15 protein-coding genes and 1 pseudogene are annotated in these 18,639 nt (G+C 66.7%); 6 read left to right on the top strand and 10 right to left on the bottom strand.

Translation table 11 applies throughout. From position 1 onward, the window contains the following. Position 1 precedes the first annotated feature (1 nt). Positions 2 to 508, top strand: a complete 507-nt coding sequence (locus tag VM780_RS04640; protein WP_325445619.1) for a YcnI family protein — start codon at positions 2 to 4, stop codon at positions 506 to 508. After that, complete coding sequence (locus VM780_RS04635; protein WP_325445618.1) at positions 505 to 2,097, top strand: copper resistance CopC/CopD family protein; 1,593 nt, start codon at positions 505 to 507, stop codon at positions 2,095 to 2,097. Before VM780_RS04640 ends, VM780_RS04635 begins: the two co-directional genes overlap by 4 nt. Here the strand turns inward: VM780_RS04635 and VM780_RS04630 are convergent. From VM780_RS04630 to VM780_RS04585, 10 genes are all read right to left on the bottom strand, one after another. Next, positions 2,090 to 2,935, bottom strand: coding sequence for an MOSC domain-containing protein (locus VM780_RS04630; RefSeq protein WP_325445616.1), 846 nt, complete (start codon positions 2,933 to 2,935; stop codon positions 2,090 to 2,092). The two genes, VM780_RS04635 and VM780_RS04630, sit on opposite strands and share 8 nt — an antisense overlap. Before the next feature lie 222 nt (positions 2,936 to 3,157). Next, on the bottom strand, positions 3,158 to 3,853 hold the full coding sequence (gene urtE / locus VM780_RS04625; protein WP_325445615.1) for an urea ABC transporter ATP-binding subunit UrtE: 696 nt from the start codon (positions 3,851 to 3,853) through the stop codon (positions 3,158 to 3,160). Continuing rightward, positions 3,853 to 4,602 (bottom strand): urea ABC transporter ATP-binding protein UrtD, encoded by a 750-nt coding sequence (gene urtD, locus VM780_RS04620; RefSeq protein ID WP_325445614.1) that lies wholly within the window; start codon positions 4,600 to 4,602, stop codon positions 3,853 to 3,855. The genes urtE and urtD overlap by 1 nt, the downstream gene beginning before the upstream one ends. 7 nt (positions 4,603 to 4,609) lie before the next feature. Beyond that, entirely contained in the window at positions 4,610 to 5,758 is a 1,149-nt protein-coding gene (gene urtC, locus VM780_RS04615; RefSeq protein ID WP_325445612.1) for an urea ABC transporter permease subunit UrtC, read from the bottom strand. Between the two features lies 1 nt (position 5,759). Beyond that, positions 5,760 to 6,653, bottom strand: a complete 894-nt coding sequence (gene urtB / locus VM780_RS04610) for an urea ABC transporter permease subunit UrtB (protein WP_325445610.1) — start codon at positions 6,651 to 6,653, stop codon at positions 5,760 to 5,762. 61 nt (positions 6,654 to 6,714) lie between these two features. Continuing rightward, on the bottom strand, positions 6,715 to 7,959 hold the full coding sequence (locus tag VM780_RS04605) for a transporter substrate-binding domain-containing protein (protein ID WP_325445609.1): 1,245 nt from the start codon (positions 7,957 to 7,959) through the stop codon (positions 6,715 to 6,717). A gap of 1,034 nt (positions 7,960 to 8,993) precedes the next feature. Further along, positions 8,994 to 11,006: a hydantoinase B/oxoprolinase family protein gene (locus tag VM780_RS04600; protein ID WP_325445607.1), complete on the bottom strand. Its 2,013-nt coding sequence runs from the start codon at positions 11,004 to 11,006 to the stop codon at positions 8,994 to 8,996. A gap of 29 nt (positions 11,007 to 11,035) precedes the next feature. Further along, entirely contained in the window at positions 11,036 to 13,093 is a 2,058-nt protein-coding gene (locus VM780_RS04595) for a hydantoinase/oxoprolinase family protein (protein WP_325445606.1), read from the bottom strand. Positions 13,094 to 13,271: 178 nt separating this feature from the next. Next, entirely contained in the window at positions 13,272 to 13,862 is a 591-nt protein-coding gene (locus VM780_RS04590) for an ANTAR domain-containing response regulator (RefSeq protein ID WP_325445604.1), read from the bottom strand. 4 nt (positions 13,863 to 13,866) lie between these two features. Next, complete coding sequence (locus VM780_RS04585) at positions 13,867 to 15,036, bottom strand: transporter substrate-binding domain-containing protein (RefSeq protein WP_325445602.1); 1,170 nt, start codon at positions 15,034 to 15,036, stop codon at positions 13,867 to 13,869. 154 nt (positions 15,037 to 15,190) lie between these two features. Here VM780_RS04585 and VM780_RS04580 point away from each other — a divergent pair, with 154 nt between their 5' ends. The 4 genes and pseudogenes from VM780_RS04580 to VM780_RS04565 form a co-directional block, all read left to right on the top strand. After that, positions 15,191 to 15,490 carry a hypothetical protein gene (locus VM780_RS04580; protein WP_325445600.1) on the top strand — a complete coding sequence of 100 codons (300 nt, stop codon included), beginning with the start codon at positions 15,191 to 15,193 and terminating at the stop codon, positions 15,488 to 15,490. Between the two features lie 238 nt (positions 15,491 to 15,728). Continuing rightward, a complete protein-coding gene (locus VM780_RS04575) occupies positions 15,729 to 16,205 on the top strand; it encodes a MucR family transcriptional regulator (protein WP_325445598.1) in 477 nt (158 codons plus the stop codon). A gap of 233 nt (positions 16,206 to 16,438) precedes the next feature. Next, a complete protein-coding gene (locus VM780_RS04570) occupies positions 16,439 to 18,274 on the top strand; it encodes a putative bifunctional diguanylate cyclase/phosphodiesterase (protein ID WP_325445597.1) in 1,836 nt (611 codons plus the stop codon). 200 nt (positions 18,275 to 18,474) lie between these two features. Continuing rightward, positions 18,475 to 18,639: pseudogene (locus VM780_RS04565) on the top strand (ferredoxin--NADP reductase); the annotation flags it as partial.

The following is an 18,639-nucleotide window of genomic DNA, read 5'->3' as shown; positions in this document are numbered from 1 at the left end:
CATGCATGCAGTTCGCCGCCTCGGCCTCGTCGGCCTCGCGCTCGTCCTCGGCGGGGCGCCGGCGGCCGCCCATGTGGCGTTCAGCACGCCGGGCGTGGTTCCGGGCGGGGCGCAGGAAAAGACCCTGATGCTCGGCCATGGCTGCGGCGCCGACGATCCCACCGTGAAGCTGAGGGTCCGGATGCCCCCCGGAGTGGTGGACGTGACGCCGAAGGCTGCGTCCGGATGGAAGGCCGAGACCGTGACGGGCGCCTATGACAAGCCGGTGATCTACAAAGGCGTGGAGCTGACGGAAGGCGTCACGGAGATCGTCTGGTCAGGGCGGCTCGACCCGCATACGAAGGGCGCCTTCAGCTTCGCGTTCGGGCTCGCTGACAGCGGCGCGCCAGGCGATCGGCTCGTCTTCCCCGTGGTTCAGCAATGCACAAAGGGCGTCATTCGCTGGATCGACCCGTCGGAGGACGGCGGAACGCCCGCGGCGAGCCTGGTGGTCGGCCCAAGGCGTTGATCCGTCTGCTGCGGCTCGGAATCCTCGCAGTCCTGCTGTGCCTCTGGGTCGGCGTGGCGCAGGCGCACGCCATCCTGGAGACCGCCGAGCCCGCGGACGGGGCCGCCCTCACCGCGCCGCCGGCGCGCGCGATGCTGCGGTTCAGCGAGCCTGTGACGCCGCTAGCCTTTCGCCTGCTGCGCCCGGACGGGGAGATCGTCCGGCTGCCGGGTGCGCGGGCCGACGGCGCGACGGTCCAGGTTCCGCTCGCGCTTGAGGGCGCGACCGGAACCGCGATCCTGAACTGGCGCGTGGCTTCGAGCGACGGCCATCCGGTCGGCGGCAGCGTCACCTTCACGGTTGGGGGCGGCGGGACGGCGCCTGCTCAGGATCTCGCCTGGAGCACCTATCGGGCGCCGGGCTGGGCGGCGCGGGTCATCCTGATGGTCGCGCTGTTCGCAAGCGTCGGCGCCGCCCTGTTCCGCCCCTGGGTCTTCGCCGCGAGACGGCGCGGCGACGTTCGCGTTTCGGTCGGCGCGGGCGGGCTGGGGCTGCTGAGCCTCGCCGGCCTTGTTTATGCGCAGGCGGTCGACGTCACCGGGCTAGGCCCTTCCGAGCTTCGCGGCTCGGACGTCTGGAGCGCCTTGCTGGCGAACGGCTTCGGGCTGGCGGTCGGCCTGATCGCCTGCGCGCTGATCCTCGCGCTCATCTGTGGGAGCGGACGCCTGGGCGCGCGCGCCGCGCGCTGGCTGTCAGCCGCCGCCGCGGCCGCGACGATCGCAGGCTTCGTCGCCTATGGTCATGCGAGCGCCGCCGAGCCGGCGTGGCTGATGCGGCCGGCGATCGCGCTCCACATCGCCGCCGTGCTGTTCTGGCTCGGCTCCTTCGCGCCGCTCCTCAACGCGCTGAGGTCCTCGCCGGCCGAAGGCGCAGGCGCCCTCGCGCGCTATTCGCTCCCCATCCTTGTCAGCTCGGCGCTTCTGCTGCTCAGCGGCGCCGCCATGGCCTGGGTGCAGCTCGGCGCGCCGGCTGAGCTCTGGAGCAGCGCCTACGGCGTTGTGCTGCTCGCCAAGCTTGCGCTTGTCGCGCCGATGTTCGCGCTCGGCGCCCTCAACCGTTTCGCACTGACCAACGGGGTCGCGGTCGGCGACCCGCGCGCGCTCCGGCGGCTGCGCAGGACGATCGCGGCCGAGATGCTTCTAGGCGTGCTGACGCTCGGCGTCGTCGGCCTGTGGCGTTTCACGCCGCCGCCGCGCAGCATGGAGGCCGTGACTGTCACGGTGAACGGCCTGCAGTTCCACGCCCATGGCGTGCGGGCGATGGCGAACCTCGTGCTGAGCCCCGCCCGCGTCGGCCGCTCCAAAGTGACGGTAAGCGTGCTCAACGTCGACGCCACGCCGCTCGCGGCCAAGGAGGTCACCGTCGTCCTGCTCGACCCGCTCGGCCAGCTGGAGCCGATCCGCCGGCCGGCGCGCAAACTCACCGACGCCAGCTGGGTGGTGGACGAGGTGACCATCCCGCTGCCCGGCCGCTGGACTGTGCGGGTCGACGTGCTGATCTCGGACTTCGAACAGGCGACGGTGCGGACGGGCGTCAACGTCGTCAGATGACGACGCTGACGGGATCGCCCACCCTCACCTCCCCGGCCGCAGCCGGCGCCGCAAAGGCGCCGAGACATGGGTAGAGGCCGGGTCCGAAATCCGGCAGTTCGATCCGGTTGAGCTCGAGCACGGCCGTCAGGGCTCCCGGCGCCTTGCCGAGCGCCCCTTGCGCAAGCATCGGAACGGAACAGCGCGGCGTCGGACAGATGACCTTCAGCGTCGCGCCGCCGATGCGGATCTCGCCGCCCGTCCAGCCGTTCTCGGCGAACGGCGGCGCGTCCGGGCAGTCGATCACGAGGTTCGGCCGATAACGCTCCGCGACCACGGCGTCGTCGCCGCACGCCGCGCGGATGCGATCGAGGCTCGCCCGCGTCAGCACATGGATCGGAGCATAGTCGAAGAAGCCGCCGTCCGGGGCCGCCTGCGCGATCGGCAGATCGGTCATCTCGACCGCAGCCCCCTCGCCGACCGCCAGAACCTCCTCGGGCACGGAGCGATCGAGACTCTCGCCGCTGCGGCGGAGGGCGGAGAGCCAGACTTTCCTGCCCAGGAAGGTGGAGAAGAGCTGGTCGATCCCGGCGGCGCTCAGCGGCTCCGGATTGCGGGCCGGAAAGCGCACCCGCACCTCTCCGTCCGGCGCGGTCTCGGCGCTGATCTCGAGCAGGCGGCGCCAGAGCTGCGGACGCTTGGCGCTCGCGACCTTGCCGGTCTCAACGTCGATCAACGCGTAGCTGCGATCCCCCTCCACGCCGGTGGGGCCGAGCTCGGCGCCGCCGAGCCGCTCTCCAAGCAGGGACTTCACCGGATAGCGCCAGATCGCGTCGAGACGGCCCGAGATCATCGTCATGCCTTTACTTCGACGGCGGACAAGAACGAACGGCGCCCCCGGGGGCGTCCGGGAGCGCCGTCGTTCAGCCGCCATGGGGCCTCCGAGACCTCGGCTGTCGCGCTGCGACGATCGGGCTTCGGACATATCGCCGCCATGGCGGGAAGGCGCGGCCGGCCCGGATATGCGGGCCGGCGGTTCTCTAAGCAGGCGTGACGACCTTCGCCTCGACCCTCGCCGGCGTCAGACCGCGAGGTGACGGTGGATGAGCTCGTCAGTTAGTTCGCTCATCCGCCCGGAGGCGACGATCCGGCCCTTTTCCATCATCACGAAGTTGTCCCCCGCGCGGCGGGCGAATTCGAGATTCTGCTCGACAAGGATGATGGTCAGGCCGACCTCCTTGTTGAGGCGGATGATGATGTTCTCGATCTCCTCGACGATGTTGGGCTGGATGCCCTCCGTCGGCTCGTCGAGCAGAAGGATGCTGGGCTTGGCCGCGAGCGCCCGCGCGATCGCGAGCTGCTGCTGCTGCCCGCCGGACAGCAGACCGCCGTGGCGGTTCATGTTGTCGCGCAGGTAGGGGAACAACTCCGGCACCAGCGGCGGCACCTCGCGCTGCCCCTTGGGCGCCGCAAAGGCGCCCAGCAGGATGTTCTCCCGCACCGTGAAGTCCGGAACGATCTCCCGGCCCTGTGGCACATAGGCGATGCCGGCGCGGGCGCGCCGGAACGTCGGCTCGGTCCCGAGCGGCCGGCCGTCGAGCGTGATCTCGCCCGCCATCCTGTCGGTCAGGCCCATGATGGTCTTGAGGAAGGTGGTCTTGCCGACGCCGTTCCGGCCGAGCACGGCGGTGATCTCGCCGGTCGGGATGTCGGCCGTGACGCGATGCAGGATCTGGCTGCGGGCGTAGTAGCTGTCGATGTTGGCGACGCTCAGCATCACATGATCCCCTTCGAGCCGAGATAGGCCTGCTTCACCCGCTCGTCCTTCTCGATGGTCTTGATGTCGCCCTCGGCCAGCACCTGGCCGAGATGCATCACGGTGATGCGCCGGGCGACCTCGCGCACGAACGCCATGTCGTGCTCGACGACGATGATCGTGTGCTTGCCGCGCAGCGCGTTCAGGATCTCCGTGGTCTTGCGGGTCTCGGCCTGCGTCATGCCGGCTGTGGGTTCATCGAGCAGCAGGATCTTCGGGTTCTGGGTGATCAGCATGCCGAGCTCGAGCCACTGGGTCTGGCCGTGGCTGAGGCCGCCGGCGAGACGATCCGCCTGCGGCCCGAGGCCGGTCAGCTCCAGCGCCTCCTCGACGCGCCGCTTGCTGGCGGCGGTCTGGCGAAGCGAAAGGTTCGAGAACACGCCCGGCGTCTCGAAGCTCGCCACCTCGAGGTTCCGCCGCACCGAGAGTTCGCGGAACACGCTTGGGATCTGGAACTTGCGGCCGATTCCGGCGCGCGCGATCTGGTGCTCCTGCCAGTGCGTGATGTCGGTGTCGTAGAGGTAGACCCGGCCGGACGTGTTCCGGGTCTTGCCGCTGATCAGGTCCATCAGCGTGGTCTTGCCGGCGCCATTGGCGCCGAGCACGACCCGCAGCTCCCCCTCTTCGATGATGATCGAGACGCCGTCGACGGCTTTGAAGCCCGCGAAGGCGACGCCGAGTCCGTCCAGTGTCAGGGCGGCGACAGTCATGGTTCGATCACTCCGCAGGCTGCTGCTGGCTGTCGGCCTGCCGCAGACGGGCGGCGCGACCGCTGAAACGCTCGAGCACGCGGTCCGTCACGGAACTCGCGAGGCCGGCGAGGCCCTGCGGCATGAACAGCACGACAAGGACGAAGATCAGGCCGATGATGACCTTCCAGGCCTCGACCAGCGCGGCGGTCTCGCTGACCGAGGTCTCGATCACGTTGATCAGGAGCGCGCCGATGCAGGCGCCGATCAGGGAGCCGCGGCCGCCGACCGCCGCCCACACCACCATGGTGATCGAGAAGGACAGCTCCATGAAGGCCGGCGAAGCGAACTCCGCCACGATCACGTAGAGCATGCCCGCATAGCCGGCGATCAGCGCCGAGGCGCAGAAGAAGAAGACCTGGAAGGACGACACCTCGAAGCCGAGGTAGCGCGCGCGGTTGTAGTCGTCGCGGATCGCCTGGAGGATCATGCCGCTGCGCGTCTCGGTCAGCAGCCGGCCGAGGATGAGCGCGACCGACAGCGAGATCGCGACGAGATAGTAGGTCGTCACGCTGTAGGGGTCGAACTCGGTCTCGCCGATCGTCAGGATCCCGAGGTCGGTGAGGCCGTTCCAGCCATTGGTGAGCGGCTGTGCGTCCACGATCAGGAGCCTGACCAGCAGCACGCAGGCCAGCGTGATTACGGACACGAACACGCCGGCGATGCGCTTCCGGAACACCACCATGCCCAGGCCGAACGCCACGAGGGTTGGCAGGACCATCCCCATGAGGATCCCGAACCAGTGGTTCTGGAACGGTATCCACAGCCACGAGCCGCCATTGATGCAGCAGAGGTCGGTCTTCGAGCCGGGCTCGGCGTTCCACAGCATGAAGTCCGGCACCGGCGTGTCGGAGCCCTGCGCCATGCTGGTTGGGCTCGCGAGCTTCAGCGACATGCCGAGCATGTAAGCGCCGAGGCCGAAGAACAGCCCCTGCCCGAGATTCAGGATGCCCGCGTAGCCCCAGGACAGCGCGATCGCAACGCCGAGCATTCCGAAGACGAGGAACTTGGCGAGCCGGTTGAGCGCGAACTCCTCCAGGAACATCGGCGCGAGCAGGATGCAGGCTATGAAGATGACGTAGACGGCCAGATTCAGCCGCAGCTTGGTGGCTTGCATCTCAGCGCCTCTTGTAAGCGAACAGCCCGTTGGGCTTGAGCACGATGGTCAGGATGACGACCGCGAACACGACCGCGCGGGCGATGACGTCGTTGTGCGCCCAGGCGACCACCGCATTGACCTGCCCGAGCAGGCCCGCCGCCAGGATGCTGCCGATCAGGCTGCCGATGCCCCCGACCACGACGACGAGGAAGCCGTCGACCACCATCGGCGTGCCCATGTCCGGGAAGACGGTCTTGAAGCCCGCCATCAGGACGCCCGCGACGCCCGCCAGCCCCGAGCCGAACGCGAAGGTCAGCGCGTTGACCCGCTTCACGTCCACGCCGCAGGCCGCCGCCATCCTGGCGTTGCGAATGATGGCGCGGACCTGCATGCCGACGCTGGTCTTGTACATGATTAACCAGGTCACGCCGGTCATAAGGGCGCACACCAGGATCATGAAGACGCGGTACTTGTTGAGTTCGGTCCCAAAGATGTTGATCGTCCCGGCGAGAACGTCGGGGATCGACATGTTCTGCAGGCCCGGCCCAAGTCCCTGGATGTGGATTCCGAAGAAGGACAGGCCGAACTCCAGCCGGATCATCTGCTGGATCAGGATCGCGACGCCCCATGTGGCGAGCAGCGTGTCCAGCAATCGGCCATAGAGGCGACGGATGATCAGGCGCTCGATCACCAGACCCACCAGGGCCGTGACCGCGAAGGCGATCGGCAGCGACCACCAGATCCCGAGGCCCAGCCAGGTCGACGTCATCACCGTCGTGTAGGCCCCGAGCATCACCATCTCGCCATGGGCCATGTTGATGACCCCCATGGCGCCATAAGTGATCGCAAGTCCTAGCGCGACCAGAAGAAGCACCGAGCCGACGCTCAGACCGATGAATAACGTGTCTACCATGAACCTGACCTCGATTGATGCTTGCAGCCGGCCGCCGAAGCGGCCGGCCGTCAGGGCTTGATCAGAGCTTCAGCTTGGAGCTGTCGAGGCCGCTCTCTTTGCAGAACAGATTGTCGGCGGTCTCGCCGTAGGCGGCGTAAGGGAGCGGCCGCAGCGGCTCCTTGTACTCGTCGACGATCTTGCCCTGGCCGTCCGAGCCCCACTGCGCGATGCGCGGGGTCAGGTAGGTGTGGAGATTCTCGCCGTCGATCTTCACGTGGCCGATCGGCGCGTCCATCTCCTGGCCCTTGAAGGCGTCGCGGATGGCGAGCGGCGTGATGTCGCCGGCCTTTTCGCAGGCCTGCTTCCACAGGAAGACGCCCATATAGGCGGACTGCAGCGGGCTGTGCGTCACCGCCTTGGGATCGTTCACGAACTTCCGGTAGCGCTCGATGAAGCTCTTGTTGGCGTCGGTGTCGATCGCCATCAGGTACGGGAAGGACGAGTAGCTGCCGGCGGCGTATTCCGGACCCATCGCGGCGATCTCGATCTCGGAGGTCACCGAGGCGCAGATCGGAATCTTGTCCTGCGAGAGGCCCTGGTTCTTGAACTCGCGGTAGAACGAGACGATCGAGTCGCCGACGACGTTGGAGATCACCGCGTCGCAGCCCGAGTTCTTGATCTTGTTGACCATCGAACCCCACTCGGAGTCGCCGAGCTCGAGATACTCGTCAGCGACGTACTCTCCGCCCTGCTGCTGGATCAGGATCTTGCAGACCTTGGCCATCTCGCGCGGGTAGACGTAGTTCGAGCCGACGATGAAGAACTTCTTCTTGCCGAGGGTCTTGGAGATCCAGGGAATGAAGTTCGACAGCTGCTGGTTCGGCACCGCGTTGGTGTAGATCACGTTCTTCGAGCACTCGAAGCCCTCGTAGAACGTCGGGTAGACATAGAGATTCTTGCGCTTTTCGAAGACCGGCAGCACCGCCTTGCGGCTCGCCGAGGTGTAGGAGCCGAACACCGTCACCGCCTTGTCGCGGATGACGAGCTTCGAGGCCTTCTCGTTGTAGGTCTTCGGGTCGGAGGCTCCGTCCTCGACGATCGCCTCGATCTGGCGGCCGCCGACGCCGCCCGCGGCGTTCACTTCCGCGATCGCCATCATGGTCGCGTCGCGCAGCGACTTCTCGATGATGGACAGGCCGCCGGTGAGCGAGAACAGCACCCCGACTTTGATCGTCTCGGCCGCCTGCGCCGACCTCGTGAAGAAGTACGGCGCGGCGAGCGAAGCTGCCGAGACGCTGAGCATCGTACGGCGGGTCATCGACATTTGGCATTCTCCCCGTTTGGCAAGTCGTGCAATGTCAGCAAGCGGCATGCCAAGTCGGTGGTTTGATGTATTTACTTTCAACATTATATCGCTCTGAAGATTTCATCCGATTGTATCGCGGGCCGTGCGCCACTTTCGCGCTACGCGTAAACTGATCTTCGGCCTGACTATTTTGTTTTGACTGGAGCTGATCTTCCACGGCGGTGGACGGCACTGTCATCGTCTAGATGACGCCGCGGAGCAAGACCTGACGACGCCGAAGCGCCGAATAGCGACCTTCCCGAGCTCCCAGTCAGAAGGTTCATCTAGATGAACGTTGTCGGACAGGCGGCCGAAGCATGTGCTGCTTTTTTCCGCTATTGCTTCCGAGAAGATGCAGTTTTTCCGCACCGCAAAAGCCGCCTGCGGGCGGTCGGCGCTTCGCGCCGTCGCCGTCGATGGAATTGGCGCGCTCCTCGCGAGAGCCAGGTCGCCCGGCCTTGGCAAGCGGCCCCTCTGGAAGCGAGCCGCCAGGGCGAGCAGGCTCGATCTCCGCCCCCGGCTACTCCCGGTCGCCTCTTTTTGGATCATTGTTTTTGTTAGGTTCTTCGGTCCGGAAGCCGAAAATCGCCGCGCGGCGGGACGAACCTGTTCCCGCATGACCACACAAGAGCCAGCGCGCCCATGGCGTCGCGAGGCTCCGGCGGACCGAAAGCCGCGCGGGCCATGAACGGCGATCGGGAGCCGCCGCCGCCATGCCTGAATGCCGCCAGCGAGGCCGCTGCGGCCGTCTTGGCGCGAGGGCCCTCTGTGCGCTGCAACGGAGCCATTAGGCGCACCGGCCATTCCGAACGAAGGCCAGCGGTCGCCAAAAAGTGTCTAGATAAAAATACTAGTCTGTTCAGGTTTCTCTCGCGGCCTGCCCGTTCTGCGGTTCGGCGGGCCGCGCCGCCTGCGCGACGTGGGTACGAGGATCGGGCCGGCTTCAAGAAGAAGCCGGCCCGCTGCCTTGAACCGCGCGGCAGGATCGATCCCGTCCGCCGCGCAGCGGAGAATCAGGCAACCTTGAGCGAGACCGAGGCGTCTTCCCCGACCCTGCGGCGCTTGCCCCAATAGGGCGCGGCTCGCCGCAGAAGCATCGCGCGGAACTGCTCCGTCGTCTTGCGCAGCAGTTCTCCCGAGCCCCAGTTGACGATGACGCCGTAGGTCCGGATCAGATCGAGCATGTCGAGCTCGCCGGCGCGATACTTTGCGGCGATCTCCTCCGGATCGACCTGCAGCCATTTGAGGCGGTTGGCCCGGATATAGGCGCGTTTCGCCAGGGTGGCGTCGTGATCGACCCGGTATTCGGCAAGATCGGGATCGATCTCCTTGACGACCACGCCATAGTCGAGCGCGGCGCGCTCGATCGAGACATAGCCGTCGGCGACGTCCTCGCAGACGAGCTGCGGGTCGCGCTCAAGCGGATCGCCCAGTCCGCCCCCGCCCGCCGACGGCCGGCTGACGACATCGCCGGACTGCAGCGGCTCGTTGGAGAACAGCGAGCCGAGATACTTCTCGTTCTCGAGCCCCTGATTGACCCAGACCCCGTGCGGGATCGACGGCAGCCCGCCCCAGAGGCCCCAGGTGATCGAACGCTCGCGGTCGCAGCAATAGGACACGACCGTGCGGTCGACGTTGGTCAGGATGACGCCCTTCTGGACACCCATGCCGCCGCGAGATTCACCTGGGCCGCCGGAGTCGACGCGCAGCTCATGGCAGGTGGTCAGCACCGGGGCGAGCCGCTCCTGGCCCTCAAAGGGCTGCGTCCCGAGTTGCACCCCGAACACCGGCCCGGTGGCCGCCCAGCCGTCGCGGCCGTTGCGGGCGCCCCAGCCCCCGACCATCCAGTCGTACCACATGAAGTACTTGTGGCCGGCCTCGCGTCCGTCACGCCCGCCGATCAGCAGGTAGTCGAGGTTGAAGGTGCAGGCCATCGCCCGCTCGGGCATCACTTCCGCCCAGAGCTCGAAGATCGAGTTCATGATCTTCTCGAAAGGACCCGAGCAGAACCCGGCGACCGGGGTCGGCCAGGCGGCGTTGACCACCGAGCCTTCCGGTCCGAGATCGACGGTGACGACGCGGTAGAAGCCGGAGTTCAGGGGGATCTCCGGGAACTGCATCTTGGTGCCGGCGACGATCGCCGCGAACGAGCCGCCGAAACAGGCGTTCAGAAAACTCCTGATCGACTTCGGATGCGACTTCGACAGGTCGTAATGCACCGTGTCGCCGTCGATCGTCATCCGGACCCGGATCGGCACGAGACCTTCGCCCGCGCCCGGATCGACGTCGATATAGTCCTCGGTCTCCCAGACGCCGTCCGGCAGCGCGTCGACGCGCTGGCGGGTTAGCGTCTCGACATAGTCCTGGACCGCGCCGAACGAGGCTTTGATGACGTCGAGGCCGTATTTCTCGACCAGCCGGCAGATCTCCTGCTCGGCGATCTTGGCGGCCTCGGCCTGGGCCTGCATGTCGCCGATGATGTCGGCGGGCGCGCGGGTGTTGGAGGCGATCAGGTTGCAGACGTCGTCGAGACACCTGCCCTTGCTCCACACCCGCGTCGGGGTGATGCGCAGGCCCTCGGCCATGTGGTCGAGCGCGTTCACGTTGAACGAGCCCGGCACTGCGCCGCCGACATCCGCCCAATGGCCGTTGGCCTGGGCGAAGCCGAGCAGTTCGTCCTTGTAGAACATCGGGCGGACGATGCGGGTGTCGTTGAAATGCGTTCCGCCCTGATAGACGTCGTTCACCACGAAGACGTCGCCCGGATGGATGTCGTCCTTGAAGGCGTTGATCACCGCCTTGGCGGTGTAGTGCAGCGTGCCGACATGCGCGGCGATGTCGCCCGACCCTTGCATGATCGTGTCGCCATTGGCGTCGCACAGGGCGGAAGAGAAGTCGCGCGAGTAGATGACGAATGAGTAGCAGGTCCGGAAGATCTGCTCGGCCATCTGGTCGACGATGTTGACGTAAGCGTTCTTGAGAACCTCGAAGGTCACCGGATCGAGGTCTTGATAGCTACCGGCCATGACTGTTTTCCCTTGTCGCTTCGCTGGGCTCAGGCCTGCGGGATGCGCATGACGATGGTGAGGAACCGGTCGACCTCGGCGGTGACGCCCGGCGGGACGATGACGGTGGAGTCGAGCTGGTCGATCATCGCGGGGCCCGCGACCTTCATGCCGGCCCGGAGATCGGTGCGGTCGTAGACCGGGGTCTCGACCGCCTCCGGCAGTTCGTCGAAGCGCACCATGCGGGCGCCCGAGGGCTCCGGCTTGGCGTCGACCGGCTCGAACTCGGCGAATTTCGCCTTGGCGGTGACGCCGGTCGCGATGACGCTCAGCCGGTAGATTTCGACCGGCGCGCCGGGGCGCGAGTAATTGTGCTCGCGGCCGTGCTCGTGGTGGAAGGTCGCGATCGCCTCATCGAGCGACGTGACGGGCGCCGACAGCGAGATCGACAGCGCGCGCCACTGGCCGAGATAGCGCATGTCGATCTTGCGCTGGAACACCATGCGGTCCTCCGTGACGCCTTCCATCTTCAGGCGTTCGCGACCCTCGCGCTCCAGCGCCTGAAAGGTCTGCTCGACCTCCGCGATGTCCACGTCGTCGGCCTTGGCGAGGTACATCTGCGTGACGTCGTGCTGGATGTCGACGAGCAGGCAGCCGAGCGCGGAGGTGACGCCGGGGTTCGGCGGCACCAGGACGACCGGGATCGACAGGTCCTTGGCGAGCGCCGCGCCGTGGAGCGGGCCCGCGCCGCCGAACGCGACCAGCGCGAAGTCGCGCGGGTCATAGCCGCGACGGATCGACAGCAGCCGCACCGCGTCCGCCATGTTGGCGTTGGCGACCTTGAGGATCGAGAGCGCCGCGTCCTCGATCGACATGCCCATCGGCTCGGCGACGCCCTTGCGGATCGCCTCGGTAGCGAGCGCCTTGTCGAGCGAGACCTTGCCGCCGGCGAGCTCGTCGCTGAGGCGGCCCAGCACGACGTTGGCGTCGCAGTTGGTCGGGCTCTCGCCGCCGCGGCCGTAGCAGGCCGGGCCGGGCGTCGAGCCCGCCGACTGCGGGCCGTTGCGCAGCGACTTGGCGGCGTCGATCCAGGCGAGCGACCCGCCGCCCGCCCCGATCGTCAGCACTTCGATGGAGGGGAAGCAGATCGGGTAGCCGTATTCGACGTACCACTCCTTGGTGACGCGCAGCTGGCCGTCGTCGCAGAGCGAGACGTCGGTCGAGGTGCCGCCCATGTCGAGGCCGATCGAGTTCTTGAACCCGGCCTGCTCGGCGACGAAACGGCTCGCGATCGCGCCCGCCGCGATGCCGGAGGCCGACAGGCGGGCCGCGAAGTTCTCCGCCATCTTGGCCGTCATCACGCCGCCGCCGGAGTGCAGCAGCAGCACGTCCTCCTTGTAGCCGCCCTCCTTCATGCGGCCCTCGAGCCGCTTGGCGTAGCCGCCGACGACCGGCGCCAGCACTGCGTTCGCGACGGTGGTGGAGAAGCGCTCATGCTCGAAGATCTCGGGCATGATGTCGCTCGAGATCGAGATCGTCGCATCCGGGATCTCGCGGGCGATGACGTCCCGCATCCGGCGCTCGTTCTCGGGATTGACGAAGGCGTTGGCGAAGCAGATCGCGATGGTCTTCACGCCGCGCTTCTTGACGATGCGGGCGAGTTCGGCCGCTTCCGCCTCGTCGAGCGGCGTGACGATCTTGCCGGCGTAGTCCGTCCGCTCGGTGACGACCAGGCGGTCCCTGCGGCGGATGTAGGGCTTCGCCATCTCCTTGTAGGTGTCCCAGAGATCGTCACGGTTGCCGCGGCGGATCTCGATCGTGTCGCGAAAGCCCTTGGTGGTGATCATCACGGCGGGCGGGAAGCGGCGCGTGATCAGCGCGTTGGTGGCGAGCGTCGTGCCATGCTTGAACAGCAGTAGGTCGTTGAGGTCGACGCCGCCGGCGTCGATGCCCGCCAGCACGCCGTCGATCGGGTCGGGCGTGGTGGGAACCTTGGCCACATGCATCAGGCCGGACTTCTCGTTCAGCACGCAGATGTCCGTGAAGGTGCCTCCCACGTCGCAGGCGACGCGCACCTTCTTGTCCAGGGCGTCAACTTCCGTCGTCATCGATCGCTCTCCATGCGGTCGGCGCCAATCGCTCGGGCGAAGGGCGCAAAAACGAAAAAAGCCACCGCCAGCGGCGATGCTGGCGATGGCTTCCTTAGCCGTGACCCCTTCGCGACGTCGGTGGCGCGAACGGATCGATATGTCAGGACCTGAAGGCGGCGTGGCAGCGCCGGCGCGACTAGGGTCCCGTCAATTCCTCTGCGTCTATGATCGTCGAACAGACGACGTCCATAGCAACTCGCGCAGACATTGCGCGAGACCTGATAGCTTCGTAGGCTTCCTTCTCAGACCAGCCCTTGCGGGTCATCAAAATTGACTTGGCTTTTTCAAGCCGCCTGAAGCCACCTAATTTATCCTCAAGCTTTCGAATTCTGTCAAGCAGGCTTTTTTCTCTTGTCGACAACGTTTGCGCCACGACCATGCTGGTCAGCAGCCCGAAGGCGCGGATCGGCTTGGTGACGATCGCGCCGACGCCGGCGCGCGCCACCGCCTCGATCACGGCGGGGCTCTCGAACTCGACGATGCCGACGAGGGTGACGTCCGGCCCGCGCTCCGCCAGCGCCTTCAGCAGCACATGCGTGAAGCCGTCCTGGCGGAACAGCATGAAGACGACGTCGGCGAGCGGCAGGAGACCTTCGCGCGGCGGCCAGATCGCCTCGACCTGGCAACCGATCCGCCGCAGCTGCGCGACCAGCTCGTCGCATTCGCGGTCCTTCGGATGAAAGACCACGACGCGGACGTCGCGTATGTCGCGCAGCGCCTTCAGCACGGCGTCAGACCCCCACTGCGCGGGCCGGCGCCGGGGGCCTGATGTCCCATTCCGGCGGCGCGTGGTTGATCAGATAGGGGTCGGGCTTCACCGGCGCGGCGGATTCCTCGACGATCCTGAAATCGTTCGCCTGGACCCGCGCGATCCGCGGCCAGAGATGCATGTGGCCGTTCTCGGCGTCGAGCCGGATCTCGCCCTGCGGCGCCTGGAATGGCGTGGCGGCGAGATCCTCGCGCAGCAGCGAGGCCTCGACGGATCTGGCTCGGCCGGCGGCCGCCAGAACCATGTGGGTCAGGCTGTAGGCGGTCTCCGCCATCGCGTTCAGCCGTTCCTGCAGGCCGAAGCGCGCCTGATAGCTGCGCACGAAACGCCAGTTGGCGGCGCTCGAGACCGACTGGAAATAGGTCGCCGCCGTGAGGTGGCCCTCTGCGAGTCCGGGCGGCATCAGGCCGAGTTCGGCCTCGGTGATCGTCAGGCTGGCGATCGTCGTGTGCGCTGCGACGCCGGCCTCCGCGCAGAGCTCGTAAAACACCGTCGCGGCCTCGCCGACCACGGTGCAGAACACGACGTCCGGCCGTTTTGCGCGAATGTCCTGGACGATCTGGTCGAGCTCGCGCCGCTGCGCGTCGAGCGGCACGTAGCGCTCCGCCAGCGTCTGCCCATTCCGCTCGGCGACCAGCGTCATCATCACGCGGTTGCACTCGATCGGGAACGTGTAGCGCGTGCCGACGAGATAGAAGCTCTTGCCGCCCGCGCCCATGAGATGGCGCGCAAGCATGACGATGTGCTGGCTCGGCACCGCCCCGCCATAGATCACGTTGGGCGAATACTCGAAGCCCTCATAGGGCGCGGCGTAAGCGAGCAGCGCGCCGCGCCGCTCCACGACCGGCACGACCGCCTGCCGGGTGTTGGTCATGTAGCAGCCGACCAGCAACGAGGCGCCGTCCTCGTCGATCATGCGTTCCGCGAGCTGGCTGAAGCGCGCCGGATCAGAGTGGGCGTCATAGGTGACCGGCACCACTTCGCGGCCGGCGACCCCTCCGGCGGCGTTGACCTCCTCGATCGCGAGCAGCGTCGCGTTGTACTGGGTGCGCTCGACGAACGCCGTCGGCCCCGTCTGCGAATAGAGCGCGCCGACGATCAGCGGACGATCCAGGTCGAATGTCGCGGCCATGAGCCCCCGCAAAAACGAAAAAAGGGGCCCTCGCCCGGTTGCGCCGGCGAGAGCCCCTTCGCTCTTGCAGCAAAGGTTATGCGGAGCTTTTCAGGCGGTCAATAGCCGCCGCGCGACATCTTCGCCGCGCTCGGCGCCTGCTCCAGAAGAGGCGTTGCTTCCGAGCGCCGGGGTTCGCGCGTCTGCCCGGCCGACGAATCAGCATCAGCCGGGAAGCACAACAGACGCGGGAAAGGGGCGCGACATCTCACTTTTTGCGGGCGATATGCTTGGCCGCGCCGGCATTTCAGAAGATTTCCCGGCTGTGACCCACATGCTGGCTCTCGAAACGGTGAACATTCACGATGGCGCGGATGACATCCATGCGCTGATGATCGGACACGACTGGACCAAACTCTCGGCCTCCCGACAGCACTTCGACATTGCAGGAACTGTCGACGCCGATATCGCGTAACACGCTAAAGCTGAACATCTTTTCACGCCGCGCATTCCGCCGGCTTCAGGGTCTCGGGACGGCGCGCCGTCTGCGTCGAAGCGCTCCGACTTTACTGTCGAGCCGGCTATCGCGCCGCTCTTCCCGGCTCGGCTCGCAACAACGCCGGCGCAGAGATCAAAATTTCTGCTGAAAAGAGCTTGCATCTCCCGCGTTACGCGCGCATGTGTGCTTCACTCGTGAAGGAGCGAAATACACAATGAACGATGAAATTGATTTCGTCGGCCTCGCGGCCGATATCGTCGGAGCCTATGTCAGCAACAATTCGGTGCCTGCGGCCGATCTGCCGGGCCTGATCCAGTCTGTGCATGCGGCGCTCGGCGCGACGGCGCGCGGCAAGACCGAAGAGCCGGCGGTCGAGCTCAAGCCGGCGGTGCCGATCAAGAAGTCCATCACGCCGGACTATCTGATCAGCCTCGAGGACGGCAAGAAGTACAAGAGCCTCAAGCGGCACCTGCGCACGGCCTACGACATGAGCCCTGAAGACTACCGCGCCAAGTGGGGTCTGCCGGCCGACTATCCGATGGTCGCTCCGAACTACGCGGCCGCCCGCTCGCAGCTCGCGCTCAAGATGGGCCTCGGCCGCAAGGCCGCACAGGCGGCGGCCAAGCCGGCCGCGGCTGAAAAGACCGCTTCGGCGCCTGCGAAGCGCGGCCGCAAGAAGGCCGCCGCCTGAGAAGACTTCACGGCGGGGAGCCATGCTCTCCGCCGTTCGCCCTTTGGGCGCCGCCTTTTGGCAACCACTTTGCTGGCCGTGACGTTCCTCCGTAGGATCAATGCGCCGCCGGAACGGCAGTCCGCTTAGGCGAGCCGCATTCGTCTAAACTTGTCCGCGGTGGATGCACCCGCGGTTCAGATGGCGCAGCCTAATCAGGGCGAGCGGCCAGGGCGGGCGCAGCGGCGAAGTAAATGTTAATCGTACAGCTTCAAAACGTAATTCTTGAAATGGTCGCGCGCGGGGCGCCGCTGGCGGTGACCGCCGAGCGGATCTGCACCGAAGCCGAGATTCTTGCGCCGGGCTGTATCTGCACCGTAATCACGGTGGACGCCGACGGCGCGATCCATCCTCTTGCGGCCCCGAGCTTGCCGCCCGCCTATGCGGAGGGCATCGATAACATCCAGATCGGCCCGCAGACCGGCTCCTGCGGCACCTCGGCGTTTCTCAAGAAGCCCATAGCGGTCACCGACATCCGCTCCGATCCCCTGTGGGAGGGCTTTCGGGATCTGGCCCTGCGTTACGGGCTTCTGGCTTGCTGGTCGAGCCCGATCATCGGGAAGACCGGCCGCGCCATCGGGACGTTCGCTTTCTACTACACGGAGCCGCGGGGCCCCGACGCGATGGAGCGACGGATCGTCGATGCCTGCGTGAACCTTTGCGCAATCGCGCTGGAGCGGCACGAGGCCGAACTCGCCAACCGCAGGCTCGCTTATTTCGACAGCCTGACCGGGCTGGCGAACCGGGTGAGCTTCAACCTCGCGCTTCAGCAGGCGGAGCTCACGGAGCCGAACTCCTTCGGCATCCTCCTGATCGACGTGGATCGCCTCAAGATCGTCAACGACACGCTCGGCCACGCCGGCGGAGACGATCTGATCCGCGAGGTCGGCGTGCGCATCGGGCGCAGCGTCAGCCCCGGCGTCGGTTATCGGCTCGGCGGGGACGAATTCGCGGCGATCTACAGCGGACCCGAGGCCGATCTGCACATCGAAGAGATCGCCAGGGACATCATGGAAGCGATGAAGCTGCCGGCGATCTGCCGCGGCCGCGCGCTTCAGCCGACCGTCACGCTCGGCGCGGCGATCTTCGACCGCGATGGATCGACAGCGGACGCGCTCCGGCAAAACGCGGACTTCGCGCTCTACGACGCGAAGGAGAAGGCGCGGGGCGGCTATGTGCGCTACTGCCCGGATCTGGGCACCACCATCACGCAGCGCTTCCGGGCCATTCAAGAGCTCAGCGCCGCGCTCGACGAGAACAGGCTCCAGGCGCACTACCAGCCGATCGTCCGCCTCGACACCGGAGAGACCGTCGGCGTCGAGGCGCTCTGCCGGATCTCCACGCGCGAGGGCGAGATTCTGTCGGCGGCGCAGTTCCACCAGGCGATGTCGGACCCGACCGCGGCCGCCCGCCTGACCGAACGCATGCTGGAGTCGGTGGCCCGCGACGTGCGCGCCTGGCTGAACGCCGGGATCCCCTTCCAGCATGTCGGAATCAACGTCACCACCGGCGACTTCCAGCGCGGCGATCTGGAGCATCGGATCGCCACGAGCTTCGAGCGTTTTGGCGTGCCGCTCAGGCACGTCGTGCTGGAGGTGACGGAGTCGGTCTATATGGGCGACAGCGACCAAATGGTCGCCCAGGCCGTGAAGGCGCTTCGCGCGCGGGGTCTCCTGGTGGCGCTCGACGATTTCGGGACCGGCTACGCCTCCCTCACCCACCTCGTGACGTTCCCGGTCGACGTGATCAAAATCGACAGGTCCTTCGTCTCCGACCTGCGGCCGGGATCGGCGAGCGCCGCAGTCGTCGAGGGCCTCATCGAGATCGCGCGAAAGCTCGGGATGAGAATCGTCGCAGAGGGCGTCGAGACCGCGACGCAGGCGAAGCAGCTTACCGCGCTCGGATGCCGGCTGGCGCAAGGTTACCACTTCGCTCGGCCGGCAAACTTCGAGACGGTCACGGAGCTCCTGAAGGCGACGGCGCAACGGCCGAGCGACGCCGCATCGCCAAGCGCTCAGCCGGCCGCGTAGCTCCATTGAGACAAGATGCGCGCAAGGCCTCCCACGGCGGTGGAAATCCCGCCGCAGATCGCCTATGTCGGGCCCCTAAATCCCATCGAAAGCAGACAGGTGGGGGTTGCCGCGACTGCTGAGGCCGCGTCGGGCGGGTCGGTTTCGAGCCGACCGCATGACGCGCTCGGAAGCGCGGCTTCTTCAGGGAAGACGGGACGATGAGCAAGTATCTGGAAGAGCGCGTGACGCATGTGCATCACTGGACGGAGACGCTGTTTTCGTTCCGCACGACGCGCGACCCGTCGTTCCGCTTCCGCAATGGCGAGTTCACGATGATCGGGCTCGAGATCGACGGGCGTCCGCTGACGCGGGCCTATTCGGTG

The sequence above is a fragment of the Hansschlegelia sp. genome, from assembly GCF_035538955.1.
Taxonomy (GTDB): domain Bacteria; phylum Pseudomonadota; class Alphaproteobacteria; order Rhizobiales; family Methylopilaceae; genus Methylopila.
The sequence above is the reverse complement of the archived record's forward strand: the minus strand, read 5'-3'. Positions and strand labels throughout refer to the sequence as shown.

Bases quoted from the DNA above. Each gene is read 5' to 3' on its own strand.
- VM780_RS04640 (WP_325445619.1), top strand. From the start codon at position 2: ATGCATGCAGTTCGCCGCCTCGGCCTCGTCGGCCTCGCGCTCGTCCTC.
- VM780_RS04630 (WP_325445616.1), bottom strand. From the start codon at position 2,935: ATGACGATGATCTCGGGCCGTCTCGACGCGATCTGGCGCTATCCGGTG.
- urtE (WP_325445615.1), bottom strand. From the start codon at position 3,853: ATGCTGAGCGTCGCCAACATCGACAGCTACTACGCCCGCAGCCAGATC.
- urtD (WP_325445614.1), bottom strand. From the start codon at position 4,602: ATGACTGTCGCCGCCCTGACACTGGACGGACTCGGCGTCGCCTTCGCG.
- urtC (WP_325445612.1), bottom strand. From the start codon at position 5,758: ATGCAAGCCACCAAGCTGCGGCTGAATCTGGCCGTCTACGTCATCTTC.
- urtB (WP_325445610.1), bottom strand. From the start codon at position 6,653: ATGGTAGACACGTTATTCATCGGTCTGAGCGTCGGCTCGGTGCTTCTT.
- VM780_RS04605 (WP_325445609.1), bottom strand. From the start codon at position 7,959: ATGTCGATGACCCGCCGTACGATGCTCAGCGTCTCGGCAGCTTCGCTC.
- VM780_RS04600 (WP_325445607.1), bottom strand. From the start codon at position 11,006: ATGGCCGGTAGCTATCAAGACCTCGATCCGGTGACCTTCGAGGTTCTC.
- VM780_RS04595 (WP_325445606.1), bottom strand. From the start codon at position 13,093: ATGACGACGGAAGTTGACGCCCTGGACAAGAAGGTGCGCGTCGCCTGC.
- VM780_RS04585 (WP_325445602.1), bottom strand. From the start codon at position 15,036: ATGGCCGCGACATTCGACCTGGATCGTCCGCTGATCGTCGGCGCGCTC.
- VM780_RS04575 (WP_325445598.1), top strand. From the start codon at position 15,729: ATGAACGATGAAATTGATTTCGTCGGCCTCGCGGCCGATATCGTCGGA.
- VM780_RS04570 (WP_325445597.1), top strand. From the start codon at position 16,439: ATGTTAATCGTACAGCTTCAAAACGTAATTCTTGAAATGGTCGCGCGC.